Source organism: Nocardiopsis exhalans, assembly GCF_024134545.1.
Lineage (GTDB): Bacteria > Actinomycetota > Actinomycetes > Streptosporangiales > Streptosporangiaceae > Nocardiopsis > Nocardiopsis exhalans.
The window spans coordinates 5,379,355-5,402,058 of record NZ_CP099837.1 but is presented as its reverse complement, the minus strand read 5'-3'; the positions used below and the strand labels follow the sequence as shown (position 1 = coordinate 5,402,058).

At 70.1% G+C, this 22,704-nt stretch carries 17 protein-coding genes; 7 read left to right on the top strand and 10 right to left on the bottom strand.

Annotated elements, in window-relative coordinates:
• Position 1: 1 nt before the first annotated feature.
• Positions 2–577 (bottom strand): Chromate resistance protein ChrB, encoded by a 576-nt coding sequence (locus NE857_RS23865; protein WP_254417732.1) that lies wholly within the window; start codon positions 575–577, stop codon positions 2–4.
• Positions 578–645: 68 nt separating this feature from the next.
• On the opposite strand from NE857_RS23865, the gene NE857_RS23860 reads away from it, so the two are divergent.
• The gene (locus NE857_RS23860) at positions 646–1,839 is read left to right on the top strand and encodes an MFS transporter (protein ID WP_254417731.1); all 1,194 of its coding nucleotides are present in this window, start codon (positions 646–648) and stop codon (positions 1,837–1,839) included.
• Here the strand turns inward: NE857_RS23860 and NE857_RS23855 are convergent.
• The 3 genes from NE857_RS23855 to glnA (NE857_RS23845) all read right to left on the bottom strand — a co-directional run bounded on the left by NE857_RS23855 (position 1,814) and on the right by glnA (NE857_RS23845) (position 5,402).
• Positions 1,814–2,392, bottom strand: coding sequence for a rhodanese-like domain-containing protein (locus tag NE857_RS23855; RefSeq protein WP_254417730.1), 579 nt, complete (start codon positions 2,390–2,392; stop codon positions 1,814–1,816). The genes NE857_RS23860 and NE857_RS23855 overlap by 26 nt on opposite strands.
• Before the next feature lie 173 nt (positions 2,393–2,565).
• The gene (locus tag NE857_RS23850) at positions 2,566–3,630 is read right to left on the bottom strand and encodes an IS110 family RNA-guided transposase (protein ID WP_254416724.1); all 1,065 of its coding nucleotides are present in this window, start codon (positions 3,628–3,630) and stop codon (positions 2,566–2,568) included.
• A gap of 410 nt (positions 3,631–4,040) precedes the next feature.
• Entirely contained in the window at positions 4,041–5,402 is a 1,362-nt protein-coding gene (glnA, locus tag NE857_RS23845; RefSeq protein ID WP_026116684.1) for a type I glutamate--ammonia ligase, read from the bottom strand.
• A gap of 261 nt (positions 5,403–5,663) precedes the next feature.
• Between glnA (NE857_RS23845) and NE857_RS23840 the strand changes: the two genes are divergently transcribed.
• Positions 5,664–7,457: an NAD+ synthase gene (locus NE857_RS23840; protein WP_254417729.1), complete on the top strand. Its 1,794-nt coding sequence runs from the start codon at positions 5,664–5,666 to the stop codon at positions 7,455–7,457.
• A gap of 31 nt (positions 7,458–7,488) precedes the next feature.
• On the opposite strand, the gene NE857_RS23835 is transcribed toward NE857_RS23840, so the two are convergent.
• On the bottom strand, positions 7,489–8,097 hold the full coding sequence (locus NE857_RS23835) for a dihydrofolate reductase family protein (protein WP_254417728.1): 609 nt from the start codon (positions 8,095–8,097) through the stop codon (positions 7,489–7,491).
• Between the two features lie 127 nt (positions 8,098–8,224).
• Between NE857_RS23835 and NE857_RS23830 the strand changes: the two genes are divergently transcribed.
• Positions 8,225–8,803 carry a TetR/AcrR family transcriptional regulator gene (locus NE857_RS23830; protein ID WP_254417727.1) on the top strand — a complete coding sequence of 193 codons (579 nt, stop codon included), beginning with the start codon at positions 8,225–8,227 and terminating at the stop codon, positions 8,801–8,803.
• A 55-nt stretch (positions 8,804–8,858) separates the two neighbouring features.
• On the opposite strand, the gene NE857_RS23825 is transcribed toward NE857_RS23830, so the two are convergent.
• Genes NE857_RS23825 through NE857_RS23815 form a run of 3 tightly spaced genes read right to left on the bottom strand, consistent with a single transcriptional unit; the run spans position 8,859 to position 12,239 of the window.
• Positions 8,859–11,882 carry a helix-turn-helix transcriptional regulator gene (locus tag NE857_RS23825; protein WP_254417726.1) on the bottom strand — a complete coding sequence of 1,008 codons (3,024 nt, stop codon included), beginning with the start codon at positions 11,880–11,882 and terminating at the stop codon, positions 8,859–8,861.
• Positions 11,882–12,037, bottom strand: a complete 156-nt coding sequence (locus NE857_RS23820) for a hypothetical protein (protein WP_017581623.1) — start codon at positions 12,035–12,037, stop codon at positions 11,882–11,884. Before NE857_RS23820 ends, NE857_RS23825 begins: the two co-directional genes overlap by 1 nt.
• A gap of 49 nt (positions 12,038–12,086) precedes the next feature.
• Positions 12,087–12,239, bottom strand: coding sequence for a hypothetical protein (locus tag NE857_RS23815; protein ID WP_254417725.1), 153 nt, complete (start codon positions 12,237–12,239; stop codon positions 12,087–12,089).
• A 307-nt stretch (positions 12,240–12,546) separates the two neighbouring features.
• On the opposite strand from NE857_RS23815, the gene NE857_RS23810 reads away from it, so the two are divergent.
• The 4 genes from NE857_RS23810 (at position 12,547) to tnpB (ending at position 17,672) form a co-directional block, all read left to right on the top strand.
• The gene (locus tag NE857_RS23810) at positions 12,547–13,227 is read left to right on the top strand and encodes a COG1361 family protein (protein ID WP_254417724.1); all 681 of its coding nucleotides are present in this window, start codon (positions 12,547–12,549) and stop codon (positions 13,225–13,227) included.
• Between the two features lie 89 nt (positions 13,228–13,316).
• Entirely contained in the window at positions 13,317–13,655 is a 339-nt protein-coding gene (locus NE857_RS23805; RefSeq protein ID WP_254417723.1) for a hypothetical protein, read from the top strand.
• A 297-nt stretch (positions 13,656–13,952) separates the two neighbouring features.
• Positions 13,953–15,749, top strand: a complete 1,797-nt coding sequence (locus tag NE857_RS23800; protein ID WP_254417722.1) for a carbohydrate-binding module family 20 domain-containing protein — start codon at positions 13,953–13,955, stop codon at positions 15,747–15,749.
• 417 nt (positions 15,750–16,166) lie between these two features.
• The gene (gene tnpB / locus NE857_RS23795) at positions 16,167–17,672 is read left to right on the top strand and encodes an IS607 family element RNA-guided endonuclease TnpB (protein ID WP_254417721.1); all 1,506 of its coding nucleotides are present in this window, start codon (positions 16,167–16,169) and stop codon (positions 17,670–17,672) included.
• A 140-nt stretch (positions 17,673–17,812) separates the two neighbouring features.
• Here the strand turns inward: tnpB and NE857_RS23790 are convergent, their stop codons facing one another.
• Both NE857_RS23790 and glnA (NE857_RS23785) read right to left on the bottom strand, forming a co-directional pair.
• Positions 17,813–20,902, bottom strand: a complete 3,090-nt coding sequence (locus NE857_RS23790) for a bifunctional [glutamine synthetase] adenylyltransferase/[glutamine synthetase]-adenylyl-L-tyrosine phosphorylase (protein WP_254422076.1) — start codon at positions 20,900–20,902, stop codon at positions 17,813–17,815.
• A 179-nt stretch (positions 20,903–21,081) separates the two neighbouring features.
• Positions 21,082–22,506, bottom strand: coding sequence for a type I glutamate--ammonia ligase (glnA, locus tag NE857_RS23785; protein WP_017581653.1), 1,425 nt, complete (start codon positions 22,504–22,506; stop codon positions 21,082–21,084).
• Between the last annotated feature and the right edge of the window lie 198 nt (positions 22,507–22,704).

Sequence of the window (22,704 nt, the reverse complement as noted above, 5' to 3'; positions counted from 1 at the left end):
GTCAGCCACCGGAGGGCTCGACGCCCCCCGGGGCGTCCCCGTGTACCGCCGCGTAGACGAGTTCGGCGTAGCCCTCGAGGGTGTCCGCGCAGATGCGCAGGCGCTCGGCGGCGGTACGGGCCTCCGGGAGGGCGAGGACGTCACGCTTCCTCAGGTCGCGGAACCAGCGGCGCAGCCGGTCAAGGCTCTGTTCCTCCTCCTCGAGTTCGGCGAAGGTGAACTTCTCCTTGGCGATCTCCTTGGCGATCTCGTCCTCGAACTTGCCGCAGTCGGCGCTGAACTCGCGCCACTCGTCGACGCGTGCGGCGCGGAACGCGTCCTCGATGAGCGTGCGCGCGGCAGCGTCGCGCGGTTCGACGTCGAACACAGCCACCGTGCCGCCGCCCTCGACCGCCAGCCCGGCGGCGCGGGCCGCGGCGGTACGGAAGGGGTCCGCCGCGGGCAGGGCCCAGGTTCCCTGGGAGACGGGCACCGCCCCCGCGCGCCGCAGTTCCCGCCACACCGCGACACGGTGCCGGGACGGCTTGGCCGGGACCTGTACCACCGCGAGCATCCAGCGGACCGCTTCATCTGTCACAGCCCTGACGGTAACACCGGGTGAGACGGGCGGAACGCGACTGAGTAACAGGTGTTACAGTTCCAAGAGTGACAAAAGCTTCCTCTTCGGTGTGGTCGGTCGCACCGCTCTACCTCGCCGGGTTCACCACCGCCTTCGGCGCACACGGGGTCGCCGGGGTGCTCGGGGCCCAGAGCGACGGCATCGGGCTGACCCTGCTGAGCCTGGGGCTCATGCTCGCGCTGTACGACGTGGCGGAGGTGATCCTCAAACCTGTCTTCGGCGCGCTCAGTGACCGGATCGGGGTCCGGCCGGTCATCTTCGGCGGGCTGGTCGGGTTCGCTTTCGCATCCCTGCTCGCGCTGCTGGCGCCGACACCCTTGGTGCTCGGATTGGCTCGACTGGGGCAGGGCGCGGCGGCAGCGGCGTTCTCTCCGGCCTCGTCGGCGGCGGTCGCCCGGTTGGCGGGCAAGGAGCGGTTGGGGCGGTCGTTCGGGCGCTACGGGGCGTGGAAGAGCCTCGGGTACGTGCTCGGTCCGCTGTGCGGTGTGGCGCTGGCCCACCTGTGGGGCATGGGGGCGCTCTACCTGGTGCTGGCCGTTCTGGCGGCGGGTGCGGCGGGTTGGGTGCTGTTCGCGCTTCCGGCGCTGCCGGTCGTGCCCCGGCGCCGTTACACCGTCGCGGACCTGGTTCGGCAGACGACCGAGCGCGGGTTCCTGGTCCCCACGCTCCTGCTCGCCACCACCACCGCGGTCCTCGGGGTGGCGGTGGGCTTCCTGCCGTTGCTGGCGGTGCGGATGGAGCTGCATCCGCTGGTCGGGGCGGCCGCGGTGACCTTGCTGGCGCTGGTGTCGATGGCGGTTCAACCGGCCGTGGGGCGGTTGCGTGACCAGGGCCGGGCCGGTATCCGCAGTGGCGGGTCGGGAGCCCTGGGGCTGGCCGCGCTCGCGCTCGTCGTGCTCGCCCTGGCCCCGCAGGCGGTCACGCTGTTCGCCTCGGCCGCCGTGATGGGGTTGATGGTCGGGGTGGTCACCCCGCTCGCCTTCGCGCACCTGGCCGAGAGCACTCCGGAGGAACGCCTGGGGCGCACGATGGGCAACGCCGAACTCGGCCGTGAGATAGGTGACGCGGGCGGGCCGCTCGTGGTCGGCGCGATCGCCACCGCCACGAGCCTGCCCGTCGCGCTCACGGCCCTGGCCGCGGCGAGCCTGACGGCCGGTGCGCTGGGCCGGAGCCTGCCCTGCGGGGAGGAAACCGTCAGGTCCGAGAACCCGCCCGGCTGATCCGGGCCAGTGAGGACTCGGCGTCGACCTTGTTGACCGGCTGGTTGTAGGGCAGCTTGGCGAGCATGAGGGCCATGCCGCAGGTGTTGGTCAGCCCGGCGAAGGTCAGTCCGGCGCCGATGAACGCGGCGACGAAGACCGCCGGGGTCCACCACAGGCTTAGCAGGGCGGTGACCAGCACGATCGAACCGGCGATCAGGCGCACCTGGCGCTCCAGGGCCCAGCGCTCCCGGCCGTGCACGACCGGGGCGTCGGCGGCGGCCCAGGCGTTCATACCGCCGGAGAGGACGACGGAGTCGGTCAGGCCCGCGGCGGCCAGCCTGGTCTGTGCCTGCTCGGCGCGGGGGCCGGACTGGCAGACGAGGACGACCTGCTCGGAGGCGTCCCGGGCCACCCGCCCGGCGTGCTGGTCGAGCTGGCCCAGGGGGAGGTTGACGGCGCCGGGGATGTGCGAGCTCTCGAACTCGGCGGGGGTGCGCACGTCCACCAGGAGCGGCGCGGAGTTGCTGTCGACCCGGGCGTGGACGGTCGCTACGTCGACGTGCTTGCTCATGTGTGTCTGGCTCCTGAAGGGAGTCGGGCAAGGGCGGGGGGCGGATGGTGCGGATTAGTCGACCATCTTAGTAGGAATACTACCCCCGGGGGTATGTGACGTGCTGGTCAACGGAATCGGGAATACCCGCGTGAGGCCATGCAAACCGCTGTATCCGCCGTGACGCTTCTATGTCAAGTGGCGGGCTGAAGAGAGACCTCAGCCCGCCCTCTCACCACTTGATCAGCGACCATCGCCCGATACACCACATCCGCCAAATGCCGCTTCAAAGCCCGATACGCACCCTTGGTGCCCTTGGCCTCCTCCCGGGAACGCACGAACTCCCGAGCCGGCTCACCCAACCGGACCTGAACCACCCCGATCGAGTGCAACGCCCGGTTCACCTGCCGGTTCCCACCCCGGTGCAACCGATGCCGATCCCGCCCCGAGGAAAACACCGGAATCGGCGCGCTCCCCGCCCACCGCGCCATCTTCGCCGAGGTCGCAAACCGCGACACATCCCCCACCTGCGAGAGCAACACCGCAGCCCAGACCACACCCACACCACGAATCCCCAACAAGTTCGGCGCCAACGGCTCCACCAGCTCCTTGAGACGCCGCTCCACCTCAACAACACGCACGAACAGGGTGTGGATCTCCTCCAGCTGCTCCAGCAGCACCCACCGCGCCACCTCGTCCAGCTCGGCCCCCTCCACCAGAGCACGCACCCGACCCACCTTGGCCCGGGTTTTCAACGCCCCCTTGCCCAGGCGGTGGTCCAACTCGATGTGCACCGCCGCCAGCACCCGGTTGGTCAGGGCCACACGCTGATCGGTCAGATTCTGGCGCAGGCCCACCAGCGCACGCACCTGCCGCACCTGCGGGTCGATCCGGTGGCGGGCCAGGTCAGGGGTGGCCAGGGCCGCACGCGCGATGGCCACCGCGTCGATCACGTCGGACTTGGCGCCCACCGGCCCGCTCAGCTTGCGGTGGGCGGCCATGGCGCGCGGCGGCACCCACACCACTTCCTGGCCCGCTCCCAGCAGGGCGTCAGCGATGGCCCGGCCCAGCCCGGGGCCGCCCTCGATGGCCCACAGCACCGGGCCGTTTCCGGCCAGGGCGCGGATCCAGGTCAAGAGCTGGCCCAGGGCCTCGGGGCCCGTCTGGACCTTCTTGGCCCTGCCCAGGCGGGTGCCGTCCTGGGCCAGCGCGACGGCTTGGTGCATGTCCTTGTGCGGGTCGATACCCACTGTCACCATGGTGGTGTCCTGCTTCCTCTTGGTCAGGAACGGGACGACTACCAGGGCCCTGGCCCGGGGGACAGATCTACTGTGAGTTATCGGCTGCACAGGCTTCTATAAGGTCACTCCCGCGGCCAGGGCCTTGGCCTGCGAGCGCTGGTGGACAGGTCACGACAAGGTCCACGTGGGACAGATCTTGCTTGAGTCACCCCAGCCCCGCTGTCGGGCGGCTCCCGTCGAAACCCTCCCGACACCCACCATGGTGGACCAGTAGATCTTGCTACCAGAAGCCCGGAGCCACTGGAACCCAAGGCGCCGAACTTGCTCCTGGTAGCAAGATCGCGGCTGGGCGGGGGTGGACACGGCGAGGCCCGTCCCCGTGTGGGACGGGCCTCGCCGCTGGTTCGCCCGGAGGGACCTTGACGGTCCTAGAGAGTCGGCAGGTAGCGCTGGAGCTCGTAGGGCGTTACCTGGCGGCGGTAGGAGTTCCACTCCGCCTTCTTGTTGCGCAGGAAGAAGTCGAAGACGTGCTCACCGAGGGTTTCGGCGACCAGTTCGCTGTTCTCCATGAGGCGCAGGGCCTCGTCGAGGCTCTGCGGGAGGGGCTTGATGCCCAGGGCGCGGCGCTCGGAGTCGGTCAGCGCCCAGACGTCGTCCTCGGCGCCCGGAGGCAGTTCGTAGCCCTCTTCGATGCCCTTGAGGCCCGCGGCCAGGATGACGGCGTAGGCGAGGTACGGGTTGGCCGAGCTGTCCAGGGAGCGGATCTCGATGCGGCTGGAGTTCGACTTGCCCGGCTTGTACATCGGCACGCGGACCAGGGCGGAGCGGTTGTTGTGGCCCCAGCAGATGTAGGCCGGGGCTTCGCCGCCCATGCCGGCGGAGGCCGCGGGGTCGTCCCAGATGCGCTTGTAGGAGTTCACCCACTGGTTGGTGACGGCCGCGATCTCGTCGGCGTGGCGGAGCAGGCCCGCGATGAACCCGCGGCCCACCTTGGACAGCTGGAAGTCCGCGCCGGGCTCGTAGAAGGCGTTGCGGTCGCCCTCGAACAGCGACAGGTGGGTGTGCATGCCCGAACCCGGGTACTGGGTGAAGGGCTTGGGCATGAAGGTGGCGTACACGCCCTGTTCCATGGCCACCTCCTTCATCACGAGCCGGAAGGTCATGATGTTGTCGGCGGTGGTCAGCGCGTCCGCGTAGCGCAGGTCGATCTCCTGCTGGCCCGGGCCGCCCTCGTGGTGGCTGAACTCCACCGAGATGCCCATGGCCTCGAGCATGTTGATCGCGTTGCGCCGGAAGTCGTGCGCGCTGTTGTGCGGTGTGTGGTCGAAGTAGCCGCCGGAGTCGTTGGGCTCGGGGAACTCGCCGTGCTCGGGGAACTTCTTCAGGAGGTAGAACTCGATCTCGGGGTGCGTGTAGAACGTGAACCCGAGGTCGGAGGCCTTGCCGAGCTGCCGCTTGAGCACGTGCCGCGGGTCCGCCGGGGACGGCGAGCCGTCGGGCATGAGGATGTCGCAGTACATGCGCGCGGTGCCGTGCGGTTCGTTGCGCCAGGGCAGCACCTGGAAGGTGGAGGGGTCGGGTTGGGCGAGCATGTCGGCCTCGTACACCCGGGCGAAGCCCTCGATGGCCGAACCGTCGAACCCGATGCCCTCGGAGAAGGCCGCCTCCAGTTCGGCGGGTGCCACCGCCACGGACTTGAGGTACCCGAGCACGTCGGTGAACCACAGCCTCACGAACCGGATGTCGCGCTCCTCCAACGTGCGGAGCACGAATTCCTGCTGTCGATTCACGATCAACCTTCCTCGATGCCGGTCGGTCCCGGTCCCGGTCCACCTGAGCGGAGCCAAGCCGGACGCGTTGTCCCAGGACCAGTGTGCCGTGCGGATATTTCCAGGGTATTTCCGCACACGCCAGCCAGCCTGCCCGGTCCGTCCCCCGCACACGCATTATGACCTCTGGCGCAGGGGTTTCGGGCCATCCCGGGCCGGATTCGTCGTGCCGGATCGGTGATGTAACACGCCCCGGAAACAATCGGTGGATACGCTCGGCCCGTGGCACAGCTGAGAATCGCACTGGCCCAGGTCAACCCCACCGTGGGTGACCTGGAGGGAAACGGTCGGCTCGTGGTGGACTCCGCCCGGCGAGCCACGGCGGCGGGGGCCCACCTGGTGGTGCTGCCGGAGATGATCGTCACCGGTTACCCGGTCGAGGACCTGGCCCTGCGCGACTCGTTCGTGTCGGCGTCTGTGCGGGCCACCCGGGCGCTGGCCACCGATCTGGCCGAAGCGGGGATGGGCGAGCTGCCGGTGGTGGTGGGATTCCTCTCCCGGAGAGAAGGCCCGGGTGAGCGGTACGGCCAGCCCTCCGGGGCGCCGCAGAACGCGGTCGCCGTGTTGCACGGGGGCCGTGTCGAGCTCACCTCCGCCAAGCACCATCTGCCCAACTACGGGGTCTTCGACGAGTACCGCAACTTCGTGCCCGGTGACACCCTGCCGGTGATCCGGGTGCGCGGGGTGGACGTGGCCCTGGCCGTCTGCGAGGACCTGTGGCAGGACGGCGGTCCGGTCACCGCGACGCGTGCGGCGAGGGCCGGTCTGCTGGTCACGCTGAACGGCTCGCCCTATGAGCGGCACAAGGACGACGTGCGCCTCGAACTCTGCTCGCGCCGCGCCCGTGAGACCGGCGCGGCCGTGGCCTACGTGAACATGGTCGGCGGTCAGGACGACCTGGTCTTCGAGGGCGACTCCCTGGTGGTGGACGCCGAGGGCGAGCTGGTGGCGCGTGCTCCGCAGTTCGAGGACGCTCTGCTGGTCGCCGACCTGGACCTGGCGGAGGCCGCGCAGACCAGGGACGGCGCCGGTGACGGCGAGGTGGTGGACGGTCTGCGGGTCGTCCGGCGCACGCTGTCCGCCGTACCCGCGGAGCCCTGCGAAGAGGAGTCCCGTGAGCCCGGGCGCAACACCGTCACCCCGCGCCCGGATCCGCTTTCCGACGTCGGGGAGGTCTACCGCGCGCTGGTGGTGGGCCTGCGCGACTACGCGGCCAAGAACGGGTTCGCCTCGGCGGTCCTGGGGATCTCCGGGGGTATCGACTCGGCCCTGGTCGCGACCGTCGCCGTGGACGCTCTGGGCCCGGAGCGGGTGCACGGGATCCTGCTGCCCAGCACCTACTCCAGTGGGCACTCGGTCGCTGACGCGCAGGACCTGGCCCAACGCCAGGGTTTCGCGGCCCGCACGGTGCCGATCGCCCCGGTGGTCGAGGCCTTCGAGCATGCGGCGGCGGGTGCTGACGCTCCGTTGAGCGGGCTCGCCGCGGAGAACCTCCAGGCGCGGGTGCGCGGCACGCTGCTCATGGCGCTGTCCAACCAGGAGGGCCATCTGGTGCTGGCCACCGGTAACAAGAGCGAGGCCGCCACCGGCTACTCCACGCTGTACGGCGACTCGGTGGGCGGGTTCGCCCCGATCAAGGACTGCTGGAAGACGCTGGTGTGGGAGCTGGCGCTGTGGCGCAACGCCGAGGCGGCCCGGCAGGGGCACACCCCGCCGATCCCGGAGAACTCGATCACCAAACCGCCCAGCGCGGAGCTGCGCCCCGATCAGCTCGACGCGGACTCCCTGCCCGACTACGCGTTGCTGGACGCGGTCCTGGACGCCTACGTGGGCACCGATCGGGGGGAGGCGGAGCTGGTCTTCGCCGGGTACGACCTCGAGCTGGTGCGTCGGGTGATCCGGCTGGTGGACCGGGCCGAGTACAAGCGCCGCCAGACCGCGCCCGGTACCAAGATCAGTTCCCGCAACCTCAGCCGGGACCGCCGTCTGCCCATCACCAACCGCTGGACGGTGTGAGCGCGTACGACGGCCCCCGGCGCGTTCCGGGTCACGTCGCGACGGCGGTGCGCCGGCGGAAGAGGGTGTAGTCGGCACCCTTCTCGAAGACGTGGCTCTCCACCCGCTCGAACTCGGCGGGGGCGAAGGCCGCGCCCTCGAAGAAGGGCTTTCCGTGCCCGGCCACGACCGGGTAGCGCTTGATCATGAGCTCGTCGATCTCCGGCAGCAGGAGTCCGGCGATGCTGGGCCCGCCGACCATGCAGATGCCCAGCGGTCCGTCCTCCTTCTTGAGTTCACGAACCGTCTCCAGCGGGTCGGTGGCCACCACCGTGACGTTCGGGTCGATGCCCTGGGGCAGGGTGCGGGAGAAGACGTACTCGCGCATGTGCCCGTAGGGGCTGGTCATCCCCTCGTCGAGGCCGACCTGGTAGGAGCCCCGGCCCTGCAGCATGGTGTCGAAGTGCTTGTTGTGCACGTCCACGCCGAGTGCTTTGCGGGCTGGGGCGGGGAGCAGTTCCGGGTACTCGTTCAGGTGGAACTCGCCGTTGTCCCCGAGGTCTCCGTTGGCGTCGCCGACGGGAAAGAAGTCGAAGGATCCGTCGGGCGCGCAGACGTAGCCGTCGAGCGAGACCGCGACGAAGTAGGTGAGGGTTCGCATGCGTCTCCTCGCGAGAGTGTCTTCGTGGCCAGTTGACCACTATGCTTGAAGTACTTCAAGCAAAGTACTTCGTATGTAGTGGTTTGCCAAGGGGTTTTCAGAGCTTCTCGGAGAGAGGGAGGAACACGTGGTCAAGAACCCGGAGCGGCGCGCGGCGCTGCTGGACGCCGCCATCGAGACACTCGCAGCGGAGGGCGCACGTGGACTCACCTTCCGCGCCGTCGACTCCCGCGCGGGGGTACCGGTCGGCACCGCCTCCAACTACTTCGCCAATCGCGAGGACCTGCTCGCCCAGACCGGTGTGCGCACCTACGAGCGTTTCATGCCCGAGCAGCAGGAGTGGGACGCCGTCATCAGCGGCCCCCGTGACCGGGCCGCCCTGACCGAGGCCATGCGCGCCACGGTCACGCGCCTGACCGCCGAACCCCACGTGTACCTGGCCACCCTGGAACTCCAGCTGGAGGCCACCCGGCGCCCCGAACTGCGCGCGGACCTCACCGCCCGCGTCCGCGCGGACCTGGACGCCAACATCGCCTTCCACGAGGAACAGGGCATGCCCGGCGCCAGGGACACCGTGGTCCTGCTCTACCTCGCCCTGAACCGGCTGGTCACCGAACACCTCACCCTGCCCGGGGTGCTGGCAGCCGAGGGCTCCCTGGACGACCTGGTCACCCGAGTGGTGGAAGCCGTCGTCCCCGAGCCCTGACCGGCGGACCGGTGGGTCGAGGAGGCCCTCGGGCGAGGCGAGAAGGCCAGGCCGCTCATGCCAGGCCGAATTCGCGGGCTCGGGCTCCGGCGGTGGCGCGGTTGGGGACGGCCAGCTTGCCGAGGATGTTGGACACGTGCACGCTGGCCGTCTTGGGGCTGATGAACAGCTCGGCGGCGATGTCGGCGTTGGTGGCGCCGGAGGCCAGCAGCCGCAGCACCTCCGTCTCACGGCCGGTCAGTCCGGCGGGGGCGGGCGGGGGCACCGACCCCCCGGACAGCCCCGTGCCCAGTCGGCGGGCCAGGTCCTCGGCGGTCCGGGCCAGCGGGACCGCGCCGCATTCGGTGGCCGTCTCGTGCGCCTGGCTGGTGAGTAGCACGGCCGCTTCCCGCTCACCGGCGGCGACCCGGGCCTCGGCCTCGTGCAGCCGTGCGCGGGCCAGGTGCAGCCGCATCGGGGTGTGCTCCCAGGCCCGTACTGCCGCGGCCCACAGCTCGGCCAGTTCCGTGGCGGCCCCCTCGCCCTCGGCGAGCAGGGCGGTGACCGAGGCCGAGTGCGCCGGTTGGACCAGCCCGGCGACGGGTGTCTTCCCCGCGGTCCGGGCGATCAGCGCGCGGATCTGGCAGGCTGCCTCGGCGTTGTCCGTCCCGTGGCCCCGCTCCGCACGCCCTTGTTCCGACCCCGGCCGGGCCGCCTCGGCCATCTGCTCCAGCAGCGGCCAGGTGTACCCGGGCGCGCACTCCAGGGCCACCTTCTCCAACAAGTCCCGGGAGAGTGCCAACGCCTCGGCCACATCCCCCTCGACCACGGCGGCGTCCAGCAGGCCCATAGCCCTCAGCTGGACGATGTTCATCCGGTGCGCCTCCAGGAGGGAGCGGTCGCCCTTGGGTCCCGCCGCGGCCCTGGCGGCGGCCGCGTCACCCATGGCCGCGGCGGCCCGGGCCTCCACCGCCTGGATGTAGTGCAGGTGTTTGCCGTCCCGCTGGTCGCGGCTGAGGTAGAGCCGGAAGATCTCCCTGGTCCCGCGCAGGTCGCCCAGTTCCAGCAGGATCTCGGCGCGGTTCTGGTGGTTGAAGGACTTGCGTGCCGGGGCCCAGCCCAGGGACTCGTGCCGGGCCAGGGACTCGTCCAGGACCCGCATCCCTTCTTCGTGGTGGCCCAGCTCGCGCAGGAAGTGGCCCAGGTTTCCGGCCCCGCGCGCCTCCATGTGGGGTTGGCGCAGCTCCTTGGCCTCGGTCAGGCCCTGCTCCATGAGCGGGCGCCCGCGTCCGATGTCGCCTTCCTGCATGTACGCCCCGCCCAGGGTGATACGGGCGTCGGCGGTCGCGCAGGCGTCGGAGAGGCTGTCGGTGTCGGCCGCCTCTATCGCCATCTCGGCCAGTGCGCGCGGTCCGCGGCCGGAGTCGGCCAGTTCCCGGAGGAGCTTTTGTTCGAGAGTCTCCGCGCGGTCCTCGCGCAGCAGGGCGCACTCGCGGGCCAGGATCGCCAGCAGCTGGCTGTACCCGGGCATGTGCGGCGGGTGCAGCTCCAGCGCCCGGACCAGGTCGCCGATCCCGCCGTCGCGCACGTGATAGGCCCGGGCCTGGCCGCGCTGGCGCAGCAGGACCGCCCGCATCGTGAGGGTCTCGTTGTCGGTGGCGTCCTCGGAAAGGGTCGCCAGGGCCTCGTCGACCAGCTCCAAAGCGCGCCGGTTGCGGTTGGCGGAGATGGCCGTGTTGGCGGCCCGGCTGATCACCTGGGCCCAGCTGAGCCCCTCCACCCGGCTGCTGGGGTCGGGCACCCGGTCCCACAGCGCCAGGACCCGCTCCAGCATGTCCAGCCGCTCGTCGAAGGCGAGCGTCTTCTTGGCCTGGACCGCCGCCCACCAGGCGGCCTCCATGGCGCGGGGCAGGTCCTGGGCTGCCTGGTAGTGGTGGGCCTGCTCGGCGGCGCGGCGGTCCACGGGCACGACTGCGGGGTACTCGTCGATGAGCTGGGCGAAGCGCAGGTGCAGCCGCGCGTGCGGGCCGGGCAGGATCTCCTCGTGCACGGCGTCGCGCAGCAGCGCGTGCCGGAACCGGTAGCCGGTGCGCCCGGGGCGCAGCACGTTGGCGTCCACCAGCATGTGCAGCGCGGCCTCCAGTTCGTGTTCGGGTAGACCGGCCGCGTGGTAGAGGAACTCGTGCTCGATGGAGTCGGCCACAGCGCCTACCGCGGCCACCCGCAGGACGGCCATGGCGGATTCGTCGAAGCGGTGCAGGGGCTCCAGGAAGAGGTCGCGGAAGTGGTCCGGCAGGTCGGGGTCGTCGTCGTCCGGACAGCTGTCGGCGGCGGCCAGCGCCTCCACGAACAGCGGCACGCCCTCGCTGCGCTGGTAGAGCGTGTTCAGCGCGTCCTCCCCCAGAACCTCACCGCGGATGGCGGCGGCCTGGCGGCCCGCCTCCTCGCGGGTGAGCGGTTCCAGCACGATCCGGCCCACCCGGGGCAGGCGTTCGAGTTCGGGGAGGAGGCGGCGCAGCGGATGCGATCGGTGCAGGTCGTCGCTGCGGTAGGTGGCCACGATCTGTGTGCCCGGCCGGTCCAGGTTGCGGGCCAGGAAGACCAGCAGGTCCCGGGTGGCGCCGTCGGCCCAGTGCAGGTCCTCCAGCACCACCGTGATCCCGTCGTCCCCCGCCACCTGGTCGAACAGGCGCAGCACCTGTTCGAAGAGGATGCCGCGGTTCTCCCTCCGGTCCGCGGACGGCTCGCCCAGCTCGGGCAGGAGCCGGGCGAACTCGCCGATCCCGCCCGGGGCGGCCGACTCGAACGGGGGGCGGCCGCGCTCGCGCAGGATCTGACGGAGCACCGCGGTGAAGGGCGCGTAGGACAGGCCGTCCACGCCCAGTTGCAGGCAGGCTCCCAGGAAGACCGTGCCCGGCGGTCGCGTCGCGGCGAACTCGGCGACCAGGCGGCTCTTGCCGACCCCGGCGTCCCCTCCGACCAGCAGCATCTCCGGAGGCCCGGTCCGTACGCGGTGGGCCTGTTCGGTCAGCAACCGCAGATGGTCCAGGCGGCCGACGAAGACGGGACTGGTGTCCGAAAGGAGGGGCATATCGCCCATTATGCTCTCCGTGGTTGGTAGCTCACCTGGTTTTCCCGACGGCGGGCCCGCGCCTCGTTGCGCAGGCGCCGGGTACGGCGGCTGAGTTCGGCCTGGCGCAGGCGCTCGTCGTACAGGGCGTGCGTGGTGGCCAGGCGCAGGTCGGCGTAGCTCATGGTGTTCCCCCGTGGTGGTGTTGGTGCGGTCTTGTCGTGACGCGCGCCCTCAGGTCGTGTCGGAGCGTCGGCCCTGGCGTGCGGCCCGGCGGCGGGCGCGGGCCTCGGCCCGCGCCTCGCGGACCGCGTGGAGGTGTTCGCTGCGCTGGGCGGCCCGCTCGGAGAGGGCCCGGCTGCTGTGCTGTGGTGCGAGGTGGAACACGGTGAGTCCTTCGGTTGTGCGGCGGAACCGGTGTCCCGCCCTTGTGTCCTCCACGATCCGGCTAAGGGGGTCCCTCGCACATCGGAAGGATTCACCGGTTTTCCGTACGGATCCGGGTAATCGGTGCCTAAGACTTCTAAGACGTGTGAGGTGCGGCCTAAGCATCCGGTCTCAGACCCGTTCAGCCGTGCTCAGGGTGGGTTTCCGTCGTAGGTTCCTCTGGTCGGGGGCGTGTCACCGAGCGATCTCGGGTGGTGGCGCGTAGTTGTCTTGAGGTGTCACAGGGTGAACCTCAAGGAGGCGTGGGATGACTCTGGTCGCTTGTGGGACTGGTCGACGGGTCGCGGGCGGGCGCGGGGGAGGGTTCGGGCGAAGGTCCGGATGGGCCCTCGCCGGTCTGGCCGCCGCCGTGTTGTGCGCGGCCCCCGCCGTCGCGGACGAGGACGATCCGGAACGAGGGCTGCCCGGTGTGCTCTCCGGGGGTGAGGGGCTCGCCGACAGCGACCCGGTGGGGCTGGCGCTGTTCGGGGTGGACCAGCCCCCGCTGCCGGGGGAGGAGGTCGTCTACCAGGCGACCGTGGCCAACGGCGGCGAGACTCCGGTGGAGGGTGCGCTGCTCGCCCAGCACGTGCCCGAACCCCTGGAGGTGCTGGAGATCGACCAGGGCGGGCTGGTGGAGGAGGGGGTCGCCAACTGGCGGGTGGACGTGCCCGAGGGCGGGGAGGCCGTCTACACGGTGCGGGTCCGGGTGTCCGAGAACGCCGAGGCGGGGGTCCGGGTGGTGAGCACCGCCTGCCTGCTGCTGGACCGCGACGCCGAGCCCTCGGCCTGTGCGAGTGACACCCTCCTGGTCGCTGACCAGACGGTGCTCTCGCGGGCGGGGGAACTGGTCGACCGCGACGGCGTGCTGCGGGCGGTGGGCGTGGGAGTGTTGATGGTGCTGGTCTGGTTGCTGTGGCGGCAGTGGGGACCGGCCCGGAAGGCGTGAGGGCGCGTTCGGGGTGGGTTGTCTGTTTTGTTACGTCAGGGCGTCAGTAAGACAGGGTTATCAACTACAGGGCGTAGTAGTCTACGGGCATGGACATTCTTTACTCCGCGCTCGTCTTCCTGCACATGCTCGGCCTGGCCGGCATCATCGCCGGTTTCCTGATGCAGCTGATGACCGACAACCTCAAGTCGACCAAGGTCCTGCTGCACAGCGCCCTGCTCCAGTTCGTCACCGGCCTGCTGCTGGTCGGCGTCGCCGAGATGGCGGACACCGCCGAGATCAACCACATCAAGGTCGCGGTGAAGCTCCTCATCGGCCTGGGCGTGGTGGTCGTCGGTGTGCTGAACCTGCGCAAGCCCGCCAAGAACCTGGCGATCATCGCCGGTGTCCTCGCCATCGTCAACATCGGCGTCGCGGTCTTCTGGTAGTCCTCTCCCGCCACGTCGGCGTACCCGCCCGCACGGGTCGCCCTCTCACCGCCGGTGTCTTCTGTCGCCTGTTGCCGCTCGGCCCGGGGTGTGGTTTCGAATTTCTTGCAGGTTCTTTCGTTGAGGTCAGGGCGCTGTTGCGTGGCCCTCGGTACTTAACGCGCCGGTCAACACCTGTTCACAATCGAAGGTTCTTCTGTTACCTTCATCACCTCCACGCAAACTCTTGCGAATTCTGCAAGATGATGCGGCGGGGCAGTGCGGCCCCGCTTCAGGACTCCCCCCAAGGAGCGCTTCATGAGAACAGCCCGACTCGGCGCCCTCGCCGGGGCCGTGGTGCTGGGAACCGGCCTGCTAACGGTTCCCGCGTCCGCGACCCCCCAGGAACCCGCCCAGGCACCCCCCGCCGTCGCCCAGGAAGGCGCGGCCGACACCATCGTCCATCTCTTCCAGTGGAACTGGGACTCCGTCGCCGCCGAGTGCGCCGACTTCCTCGGCCCCGCCGGATACGGCGGCGTCCAGGTCTCCCCGCCCCAGGAACACGTGGTCGTCCCCTTCTCCGAAGGGGGTAACTATCCCTGGTGGCAGGACTACCAGCCGGTCTCCTACCAGGTCGACAACACCCGGCGCGGCACCGCCGAGGACTTCGAGGACATGGTCGCCACCTGTGCCGACAACGGCGTCCGGATCTACGTCGACGCCGTCATCAACCACATGACCGGCCCGCAGGAGGAAACCAGCACCGGCAGCGCCGGGACCGAGTGGGAGCAGTACGAGTACCCGGACCTGTTCGGGGACGGCTCGGCCGCCTACTCCTACGAGGACTTCGCCCCCTGCTACGACACCATCGAGAACTGGGACGACAAGTGGGAGGTGCAGAACTGCCAGCTCCTCGACCTGGCCGACCTGGACACCGGCTCCCCGCACGTCCGGGCCCAGATCACCCGTTACCTGAACGAGCTGATCGCCATGGGCGTGGGCGGCTTCCGGGTGGACGCCTCCAAGCACATCGCCGAGGACGACATGGGCGCCATCATCGACGCCCTGGACGAGGTCCCCGGCTTCGGCGGCGCCCCGCACGTCTACCACGAGGTCTACGGAGACCAGACCGTCCCCTACACCGCGTACACGCCCTACGGGCAGGTCACCAACTTCGACTACAAGCGCGACATCGCGTCCGGCTTCGCCAACGGTGACATCACCGGGCTGACCGACATGCCGGACCACGGCGGACTCACCTCCGCCGAGTCCGTGGTCTTCGTCGACAACCACGACACCCAGCGCTACGAGCCGACCCTCACCTACGTGGACGGCGACCGCTACTACCTCGCCACCGCCTTCATGCTCGCGCACCCCTACGGCACCCCCGTGGTGATGTCGAGCTACGACTTCCAGGGCAACGACACCGAGGGCCCGCCCAACATCGGCGAGGTCGACGGAAACCCGGCCGGATGGATCACCGAGGACAGCGACTGCAGCAGCTCGGACTGGGTCTGCGAGCACCGTGACGAGGCTGTCAGCGGCATGGTCTCCTTCCGTAACGCGGTGAGCGGCACGGGCCTGACCGAACGCGCCCAGGACGGATCGTCCCGCGTGGCCTTCGACCGCGGTGAGAGCGGTTTCGCCGCCTTCAACGCCTCGGGCCAGGCCTGGCAGCTGAACGCTCCGACCTCCCTGCCCGACGGCGACTACGACAACGCCGCGGGACCGGGCGGTGCCACCGTCTCCGGCGGACAGGTCTCCGCGACCGTCCCCGCCGACGGCGCCCTGGCGCTGCACGTGGGCGGCGAGTGCGGGCAGGACTGCGGCGGCAACGGCGGCGACCGTGTCACCGTCACCGCGACCGTCCACACCTACTTCGGTCAGGAGGTGCACGTCGTCGGCTCCACCTCCGAGCTGGGCTCCTGGAACCCGGCTGACGGCGCTGCGCTGACCACTGGGGCCGACACCTACCCGCAGTGGTCCGGCAGTGCCGCGATCGGGCCGGACACCGAGTGGAAGCTGGTCAAGGTCTCACCCGACGGCAGCGCGGACTGGGAGCCCGGCGCCAACCGGGTGGGCCCGGCCGCCTCCGTCACCTGGGGCCAGCGCTGACCACTCACCGCTGAGCCGTCCCTACCGAGCTGTCCCCAGGACCGTCCACTCCCCGGTCCGACCCTCGGGCACCTTCGCGCCACACTCCTTCGGCGCGGAGGTGCCCTTCCCCTTTTCGCTGCCGTCAGCCCGCGAAGGCGTCCTCGAGAGGGCCGGGTAGGCGCGGCAGGATTCCCAGGCCGCACAGGAAAGGGGACGAGCCTGTGAGCTGTTCCGTGATTCATTGACAAACATTTATTTCTGTAATCACAGATCACCACCATGGAAGCCTGTGGAGTCCAGGGTCTGAGGCATGGGCCGTCTACACGAGCAGAAAAAGTCGGCGGGTTGTCGTATTCGGCGGACACGACCCCGCCCACCCCGCTAGCGTTTGGTCTCGAACACCTGAACGATGAGCGCTGGGAGGGGGAGAACTCTATGAAGACGGCAATCGAACAGCACACCGGGCAGCAGCCGAAGCCGGAGAAGAAGCGGGACAAGCGGGGGTTCGAGCCCCGCCCCGGGTGGGTGGTTCAGGCGTTCGTGTTCGCCTTGGACCCCGCAGCCCAGACCGAGCAACGGTTGCGCTCGCACTGCGGGGCTTCCCGGGCCGCCTACAACTGGGCGATCTCCCACGTACTGGCGGTCTGGGACCAACGCAAGGCCGAAGCCTCCTACGGCATTGCCGAGGAGGAACTCACCCCCTGGCGGGCTTGGTCGCTACCGAGCCTGCGCAAAGAGTTCAACGCCGCCAAACACACCGACCCTCGGTTCGCTCACTGGTGGGCGGACAACTCCAAAGAGGCCTACAACACCGGTCTGGCAGGCGCGGCCGCAGCGTTCGACGCCTACTCCAAGTCCAAACGCGGCGAACGTGCCGGGGCACGCATGGGCCGCCCCAATTTCAAGTCCAAACACCGCTCCCGACTGGCCTGCCGGTTCACCACCGGGGCCATCCGGTGTGAGGACACCCGTCGTCACGTGGTGTTGCCGGTCGTGGGGCGGGTGCGCACCCATGAGTCCACCCGAAAACTCCACCGCCGTCTGGCCAACGGCACAGCCCGAATCCTGTCCGCCACGGTCTCCCATCGACGAGGCCGCTGGCAGGTCTCCTTCCAGGTCGAGATCGAACGCGCTGTACGTGCCCCGGCCCGCCCGCGGTCGGTGGCCGGAGTCGATCTGGGCGTCAAAGCTCTGGCGGTGGTCGCTGACTCCGACGGGCAGGTACGACACGTGGCCAACCCCCGCCACCTGAACGGTGAGCTCCAGCGTCTACGCCACGCGTCCCGGCGGGTGTCACGACGTCAAGGCCCGGACCGGCGCACCGGACAGGCTCCGTCACAGCGGTGGGTCAAGGCCAACATCGAACGCAACCGCGTGCACCACCGGGTGGCGAACCTGCGCGAGGACGCCATCCACCAGCTCACCACCAGCCTGGCCCGCGAATACGGGACGGTCGTGGTGGAGGACCTGAACGTGGCCGGGATGATCAAGAACCGGCGTCTGGCCCGCCACATCGCCGATGCCGGGTTCGGGCGGATCCGCCGCCAGCTGGACTACAAGACCACCTGGAACGGTGGCCGAATGATCGTGGCGGACCGATGGTTCGCCAGCAGCAAGACCTGCTCGGGGTGCGGCGCGGTGAAAACCAAGCTGGGCCTGCACGTCCGGGTGTTCGACTGCGACGAATGTCCCCTGGTGTTGGACCGGGACGTCAACGCCGCACGCAACCTCGCCAAACTGGCGCAGAGCATGAGTAATACCGGTACCGGAGTGGCCGGAGACCGGGGAGCGCAAGCTCCGAAGCCCCGTGGAGCCGACCGTAAGACCCGCACCACCCGCCGGGGTCGCACGACCCCGGCGGGGCGGGCTGGTGGCGCAACACCGCGTACGCGGAAGGAAGCGGGAGACCGTCGTCGAGGCACCCAACTGAGGTTGTGGTGAGACCGTCACGGACCTCCTGGGCAGAAATGTTCGGGATGCTGATGTTCGACCAAAGAATCAGCAACGGGAGGGCTGACCGTCACGGTCATGTTCCCTCCCCCGCCCGCCCGGGTGGCTCCGCCCGGTGCCGCTCAGCCGTCTCAGTCGTCGTAGAAGACCCGCTCCATGACCGCCCGCGCCCGCCGGGTGGTTCGCAGGTAGGCCTCGGTCAGCTGCTCCGCGGGGCCCTCCGGCTCCGGACCTTCCTGGTTCGGGCCCTCCTCCTCGGCCTCCCCGTCACCGCTGTCGTCGCCGAAGCCCATGGCCTGGGCGAGCGCCGCGCGCACCCGAAGGTCGTGCGGGAGCGAGTCACCGCCCCGGCCGCGCACCAGCATGACCATCCCGCGCACCCGCGACGCCAGTCGCCAGGCCTCCTCCAGCACCACACCGTCGTCGGCGGCCAGCAGCCCGTGGGCCACCGCCACCGACAGCGCGGACAGTGTCTGCGGGGTGCGCAGGTCCGGGTACTCGTGGGCGTGGCGCAACTGCACCAGCTGCGCCACCCACTCCACGTCCGACAGCCCGCCCCGGCCCAGTTTCGTGTGCAGGGTGGGATCGGCGCCGCGCGGCAGCCGCTCGGCCTCCATCCGCGCCTTGAGCTTGCGGATCTCCAGTACGGAGGCGGGTTCGATGCCCCCGTCCGGGTAGCGGACGGGGTCGATCAGCGCGATGAACGCCGACCTCAGCCCTTCGTCACCGGCGATCGGCCGGGCCCGTAGCAGGGCCTGGCTCTCCCACACCTGGGACCAGCGGCCGTAGTAGGCGGCGTAGGAGTCCAGGGTGCGCACCACCGGCCCGCTCTTGCCCTCCGGCCGCAGGTCCGTGTCCACCTTCAGCGGCGGCTCGGCCTGCGGCATCTCCAGCAGCCGGGCCAGTTCCCGCACGATCGCCATGGCCTGCTTGGTCGCCGCGCCCGTGTCCACGCCCGGCATCGGGTCGTGCACGTACATGACGTCCGCGTCGCTGGCGTAGGTGAGCTCACCGCCGCCGAACCGGCCCATGGCCACCACGCACACCCGGGTGAGCTCCTCGCCGCCCGCCTCGGCCACCACCTTGGTGTAGGCGGCGCGCAGGGCGGCGTCGATGGTCACCGCGGCGATGCCGGTCAGGGCCCGGCCGACCTCCTCCACCGAGGACACCCCCAGCAGGTCGGCGGCGGCCGTGCGCAGCAGCTCACGGCGGCGCAGGGCGCGCACCGCCGACACCGCCTCCTCCGGGGTGTCGTAGCGGCGCAGGGCGGCGTCCGCCTCGGCCATCAGCGACGTGGTCTCCCGGCGCTTGAGATCGGCGTCGTCGGCCAGCATCGCGACCGCCTCGGGCGCCCGCAGCAGCAGTTCGGTCACGTAGCGGCTGGTGCCCAGCAGCCACGCCATCCGCTCGGCCACCCGCACGTCGTCGCGCAGCAGTCGCAGGTACCAGGGTGTGGTGCCCAGGGAGTCGCTGACCTGACGGAACCCGAGCAGTCCGGCGTCCGGGTCGGGGGAGTCGGCGAACCAGCCCAGCATCACCGGCAGCAGCGTGCGCTGGATGGCCGCCCGCCGGGACAGCCCCGACGTCAGTGACTCCAGGTGGCGCAGTGCCCCGCGCGGATCCACGAATCCCAGGGCGCTCAGCCGCTCGACCGCCTGGCTGGGGGAGAGACGGATCTCGTCCTCGGGGAGCTTGGCCACCGCGTTCAGCAGCGGACGGTAGAAGAGCTTCTCGTGCAGGCGGCGCACCTCCGCCGACACCCGTTTGCGGGCCTCGGTCAGCTCGCGCACCGGATCGGCGGTCAAACCCAGCGCCCGGCCCAGCTGGCGCAGCTGCGCGGGGCCGTCCGGGGTCTTGGGGTCGGGCAGCAGGTGGGTGCGGCGCAACCGCTCCAGCTGCAACAGGTGTTCCACCCGGCGCAGGAACCGGTAGGCGTCGGCCAGCCCGGCCGCGTCCTTACGTCCCACGTAGCCGTACTCCGACAGCACGGCCAGTGCCTGGAGGGTGTTGCCGGACCGCAGCCGGTCGTCGGAGCGCCCGTGCACCAGCTGGAGCAGCTGCACGGAGAACTCGATGTCGCGCAGGCCGCCCGGGCCCAGCTTGAGTTCGCGTTCGGCCTCGCCGGCGGGGATGTGCGCCACCACCCGGCGGCGCATCGCCTGCACGTCCTCCACGAAGTCCTTGCGCCCGGAGGCCTCCCACACCAGCGGTGCGATCGCCTCGGTGTACTCCCGGCCCAGCGCCACGTCTCCGGCGATGTGCCGGGCCTTGAGCAGCGCCTGGAACTCCCAGGTCTTGGCCCAGCGGTCGTAGTAGGCCAGGTGTCCGGCCAGCGGCCGCACCAGCGGGCCGTTCTTGCCCTCGGGGCGCAGCGCCGGGTCCACCTCCCACAGGGTGCCCTCGGCGTCGGTCTCCGAGAGGATGCGCATCATCGCGGTGGCCAGCTTGGTGGCCGCGCGCTGAGCCTCCTGCTCGTCCAGGGGGAGGCCGTCCTCGCCCAGGGCGGGCTCGGCCACGAACACCACGTCCACGTCGCTGACGTAGTTCAGCTCCCGGCCGCCGCACTTGCCCATGCCGATGACGCTCAGCCGGCACAGCGCCGCGTCCTCGGGGGCCTCGGCGCGCGCCACCGCCAGCGCCGCGTCCAGGGTGGAGGCGGCCAGGTCGGCCAGCTCCGCGGCGACCTCGTCGACGGTGTTCACCCCGGTCAGGTCCCGCCCGGCCAACCGCAGGACCCGGCGCCGGTAGGCCACCCGCAGCGTGTGGCGCAGCACGGCCGAGGGGGCCTCCTCGGAGCCCAACCCCAGGGAGAGGTCGGCGACGGGTGCGGCCTCGTCGGGGTGTGCGCCCACGGTGTGCATCAGCCCCCGGCGCAGCTCCTCGGGGTCGGGGGTGCGCGAGGCGTCGGCCCCGCGTAGCTCGCGCCAGTCACCGGGGTGCCGCACCAGGTGGTCGGTCAGGGCCGTGCTGGCCCCCAGGATCCGGCACAGCCGGGTCCGCAGGTCCGCGTCCTCCCGTAGTGCCACCAGCACTTCGTCGGGTTCGGGCGAAGCCTCCAGCAGCCGGAGCAGACCCAGCAGGGCCTGGTCGGGGTCGGCTGCCGCCGCGAGGGAGCCGATCACGTCGGTGTCGGCCCGGGCGTCCAGCCCGGCCTCCGCCACCAGCCGCAGGGCCCGGGTGCTGTCGCTGAAACCGCGCCGGGCGAGCGCGCCTGCTGTCATGTTGGTGTTTCCGTCCCTTGCCACGCGTCAACGGTAGCCGTACGTCCGGCATCGCGGCCGCACGGCGGGCCACCGGGTGCCGACCGCGCCGTGACCACACCTCGACCACACCGCTGACCGGCCCCGGAACCGACTCGGGGCCGGTATCCAGTGCGGATACCGGCCCCGAGGGGTGCTGCTTAGATGTCGTAGTAGAGCTCGAACTCGCGCGGGTGCGGGCGCAGGCGCAGGGAGTCGATCTCCTCGGTGCGCTTGAAGTCGATGTAGGTCTCGATCAGGTCCTTGGTGAAGACACCGCCCTCGAGCAGGAACTCGTGGTCGGCCTCCAGGGCCAGCAGGGCCTCGTCCAGGGACGCGGGGACCGTCTCGATGGCCGCGGCCTCGGCCGGGGGCAGCTCGTAGAGGTCCTTGTCGACCGGCTCCGGCGGCTCGATCTTGTTCTTGATGCCGTCAAGGCCCGCCATCAGCATGGCGGAGAAGGCCAGGTACGGGTTGGCCGACGGGTCCGGCACGCGGAACTCGATGCGCTTGGCCTTGGGGTTGGAACCGGTGAGCGGCAGGCGGATGCAGGCCGAACGGTTCCGCTGGCTGTAGACCAGGTTGATCGGGGCCTCGTAGCCCGGCACCAGGCGGTGGAAGGAGTTCACCGTCGGGTTGGTGAAGGCCAGCAGCGCCGAGGCGTGCTTGAGCAGACCACCGATGTAGTAGCGGGCCGTGTCCGAGAGCTGGCCGTAGCCGGACTCGTCGAAGAACAGCGGCTCGCCGTCCTTCCACAGGCTCTGGTGGCAGTGCATGCCGGAGCCGTTGTCGCCGAAGAGCGGCTTGGGCATGAACGTGGCGGTCTTGCCCGCCTCGTTGGCGACGTTCTTGACGATGTACTTGTACAGCTGGACCTTGTCGGCCTGCTGGAGCAGCGTGCCGAACTTGATGCCGATCTCGGCCTGGCCCGCGGTGCCGACCTCGTGGTGCTGCAGCTCCACCTCGATGCCGGACTCGATCAGGGTCTGCACCATGTCGGAGCGCAGGTCGCTGTAGTGGTCGACCGGCTCGACGGGGAAGTAGCCGCCCTTGAAGCGCGGACGGTAGCCGCGGTTGCCGCCCTCGATCGCGGAGCCGGTGTTCCAGGCGCCCTCGATGGAGTCGATCTCGTAGTAGCCGGTGTTCGCACGCGTCTCGAACTTGACGTCGTCGAAGATGTAGAACTCGGCCTCGGGGCCGAAGAACGCGGTGTCCGCGACGCCCGAACCCTTGAGGTAGGCCTCGGCCTTGCGGGCGACGTTACGCGGGTCGCGGCTGTACGACTCCAGCGTGAGCGGGTCGTGGACGAAGAACGTCATGTTCAGCGTCTTGTGCTTGCGGAACGGGTCGAGGACGCCGGTGCTCAGGTCGGGGAGCAGCAGCATGTCGGACTCGTGGATGGCCTGGAAGCCGCGGATCGAGGAGCCGTCGAACATCTGGCCGTCGGTGAAGGTGGACTCGTCCACGTTCTGGATCGGGAGGGTGACGTGGTTCACGCCTCCGAACAGGTCCGTGAACCGGACGTCGAGGAACTTGACGTCCTCGTCTCGGATGTAGGCGAGTACCTCGTCGACGCTGCTGAACAAAACGGAACCTCCGTGCAGGTGGCTGAGACGACGGGTCCGTGGTCCGCTTCGTCGCGGACATGTCGGACCAACGCGCCGTCTCCCGGCTTCTTTATCGAAGCTAGGAGCGCGTGATTTCCACGCGGTGTCTCGATTGTTTCCTGCATGTTACGGAGCTGTCCGTTTTCGCAGACCAAGGCGGTTGACCCGGTGATTCCG

What these genes read in the sequence shown, in the direction of transcription:
- NE857_RS23855 (WP_254417730.1), bottom strand. Translation starts at nt 2,392, where the DNA reads ATGAGCAAGCACGTCGACGTAGCGACCGTCCACGCCCGGGTCGACAGC.
- NE857_RS23850 (WP_254416724.1), bottom strand. Translation starts at nt 3,630, where the DNA reads ATGGTGACAGTGGGTATCGACCCGCACAAGGACATGCACCAAGCCGTC.
- NE857_RS23835 (WP_254417728.1), bottom strand. Translation starts at nt 8,097, where the DNA reads ATGCGAACCCTCACCTACTTCGTCGCGGTCTCGCTCGACGGCTACGTC.
- NE857_RS23825 (WP_254417726.1), bottom strand. Translation starts at nt 11,882, where the DNA reads ATGGGCGATATGCCCCTCCTTTCGGACACCAGTCCCGTCTTCGTCGGC.
- NE857_RS23820 (WP_017581623.1), bottom strand. Translation starts at nt 12,037, where the DNA reads ATGAGCTACGCCGACCTGCGCCTGGCCACCACGCACGCCCTGTACGAC.
- NE857_RS23810 (WP_254417724.1), top strand. Translation starts at nt 12,547, where the DNA reads ATGACTCTGGTCGCTTGTGGGACTGGTCGACGGGTCGCGGGCGGGCGC.
- NE857_RS23805 (WP_254417723.1), top strand. Translation starts at nt 13,317, where the DNA reads ATGGACATTCTTTACTCCGCGCTCGTCTTCCTGCACATGCTCGGCCTG.
- NE857_RS23800 (WP_254417722.1), top strand. Translation starts at nt 13,953, where the DNA reads ATGAGAACAGCCCGACTCGGCGCCCTCGCCGGGGCCGTGGTGCTGGGA.
- tnpB (WP_254417721.1), top strand. Translation starts at nt 16,167, where the DNA reads ATGAAGACGGCAATCGAACAGCACACCGGGCAGCAGCCGAAGCCGGAG.
- NE857_RS23790 (WP_254422076.1), bottom strand. Translation starts at nt 20,902, where the DNA reads ATGACAGCAGGCGCGCTCGCCCGGCGCGGTTTCAGCGACAGCACCCGG.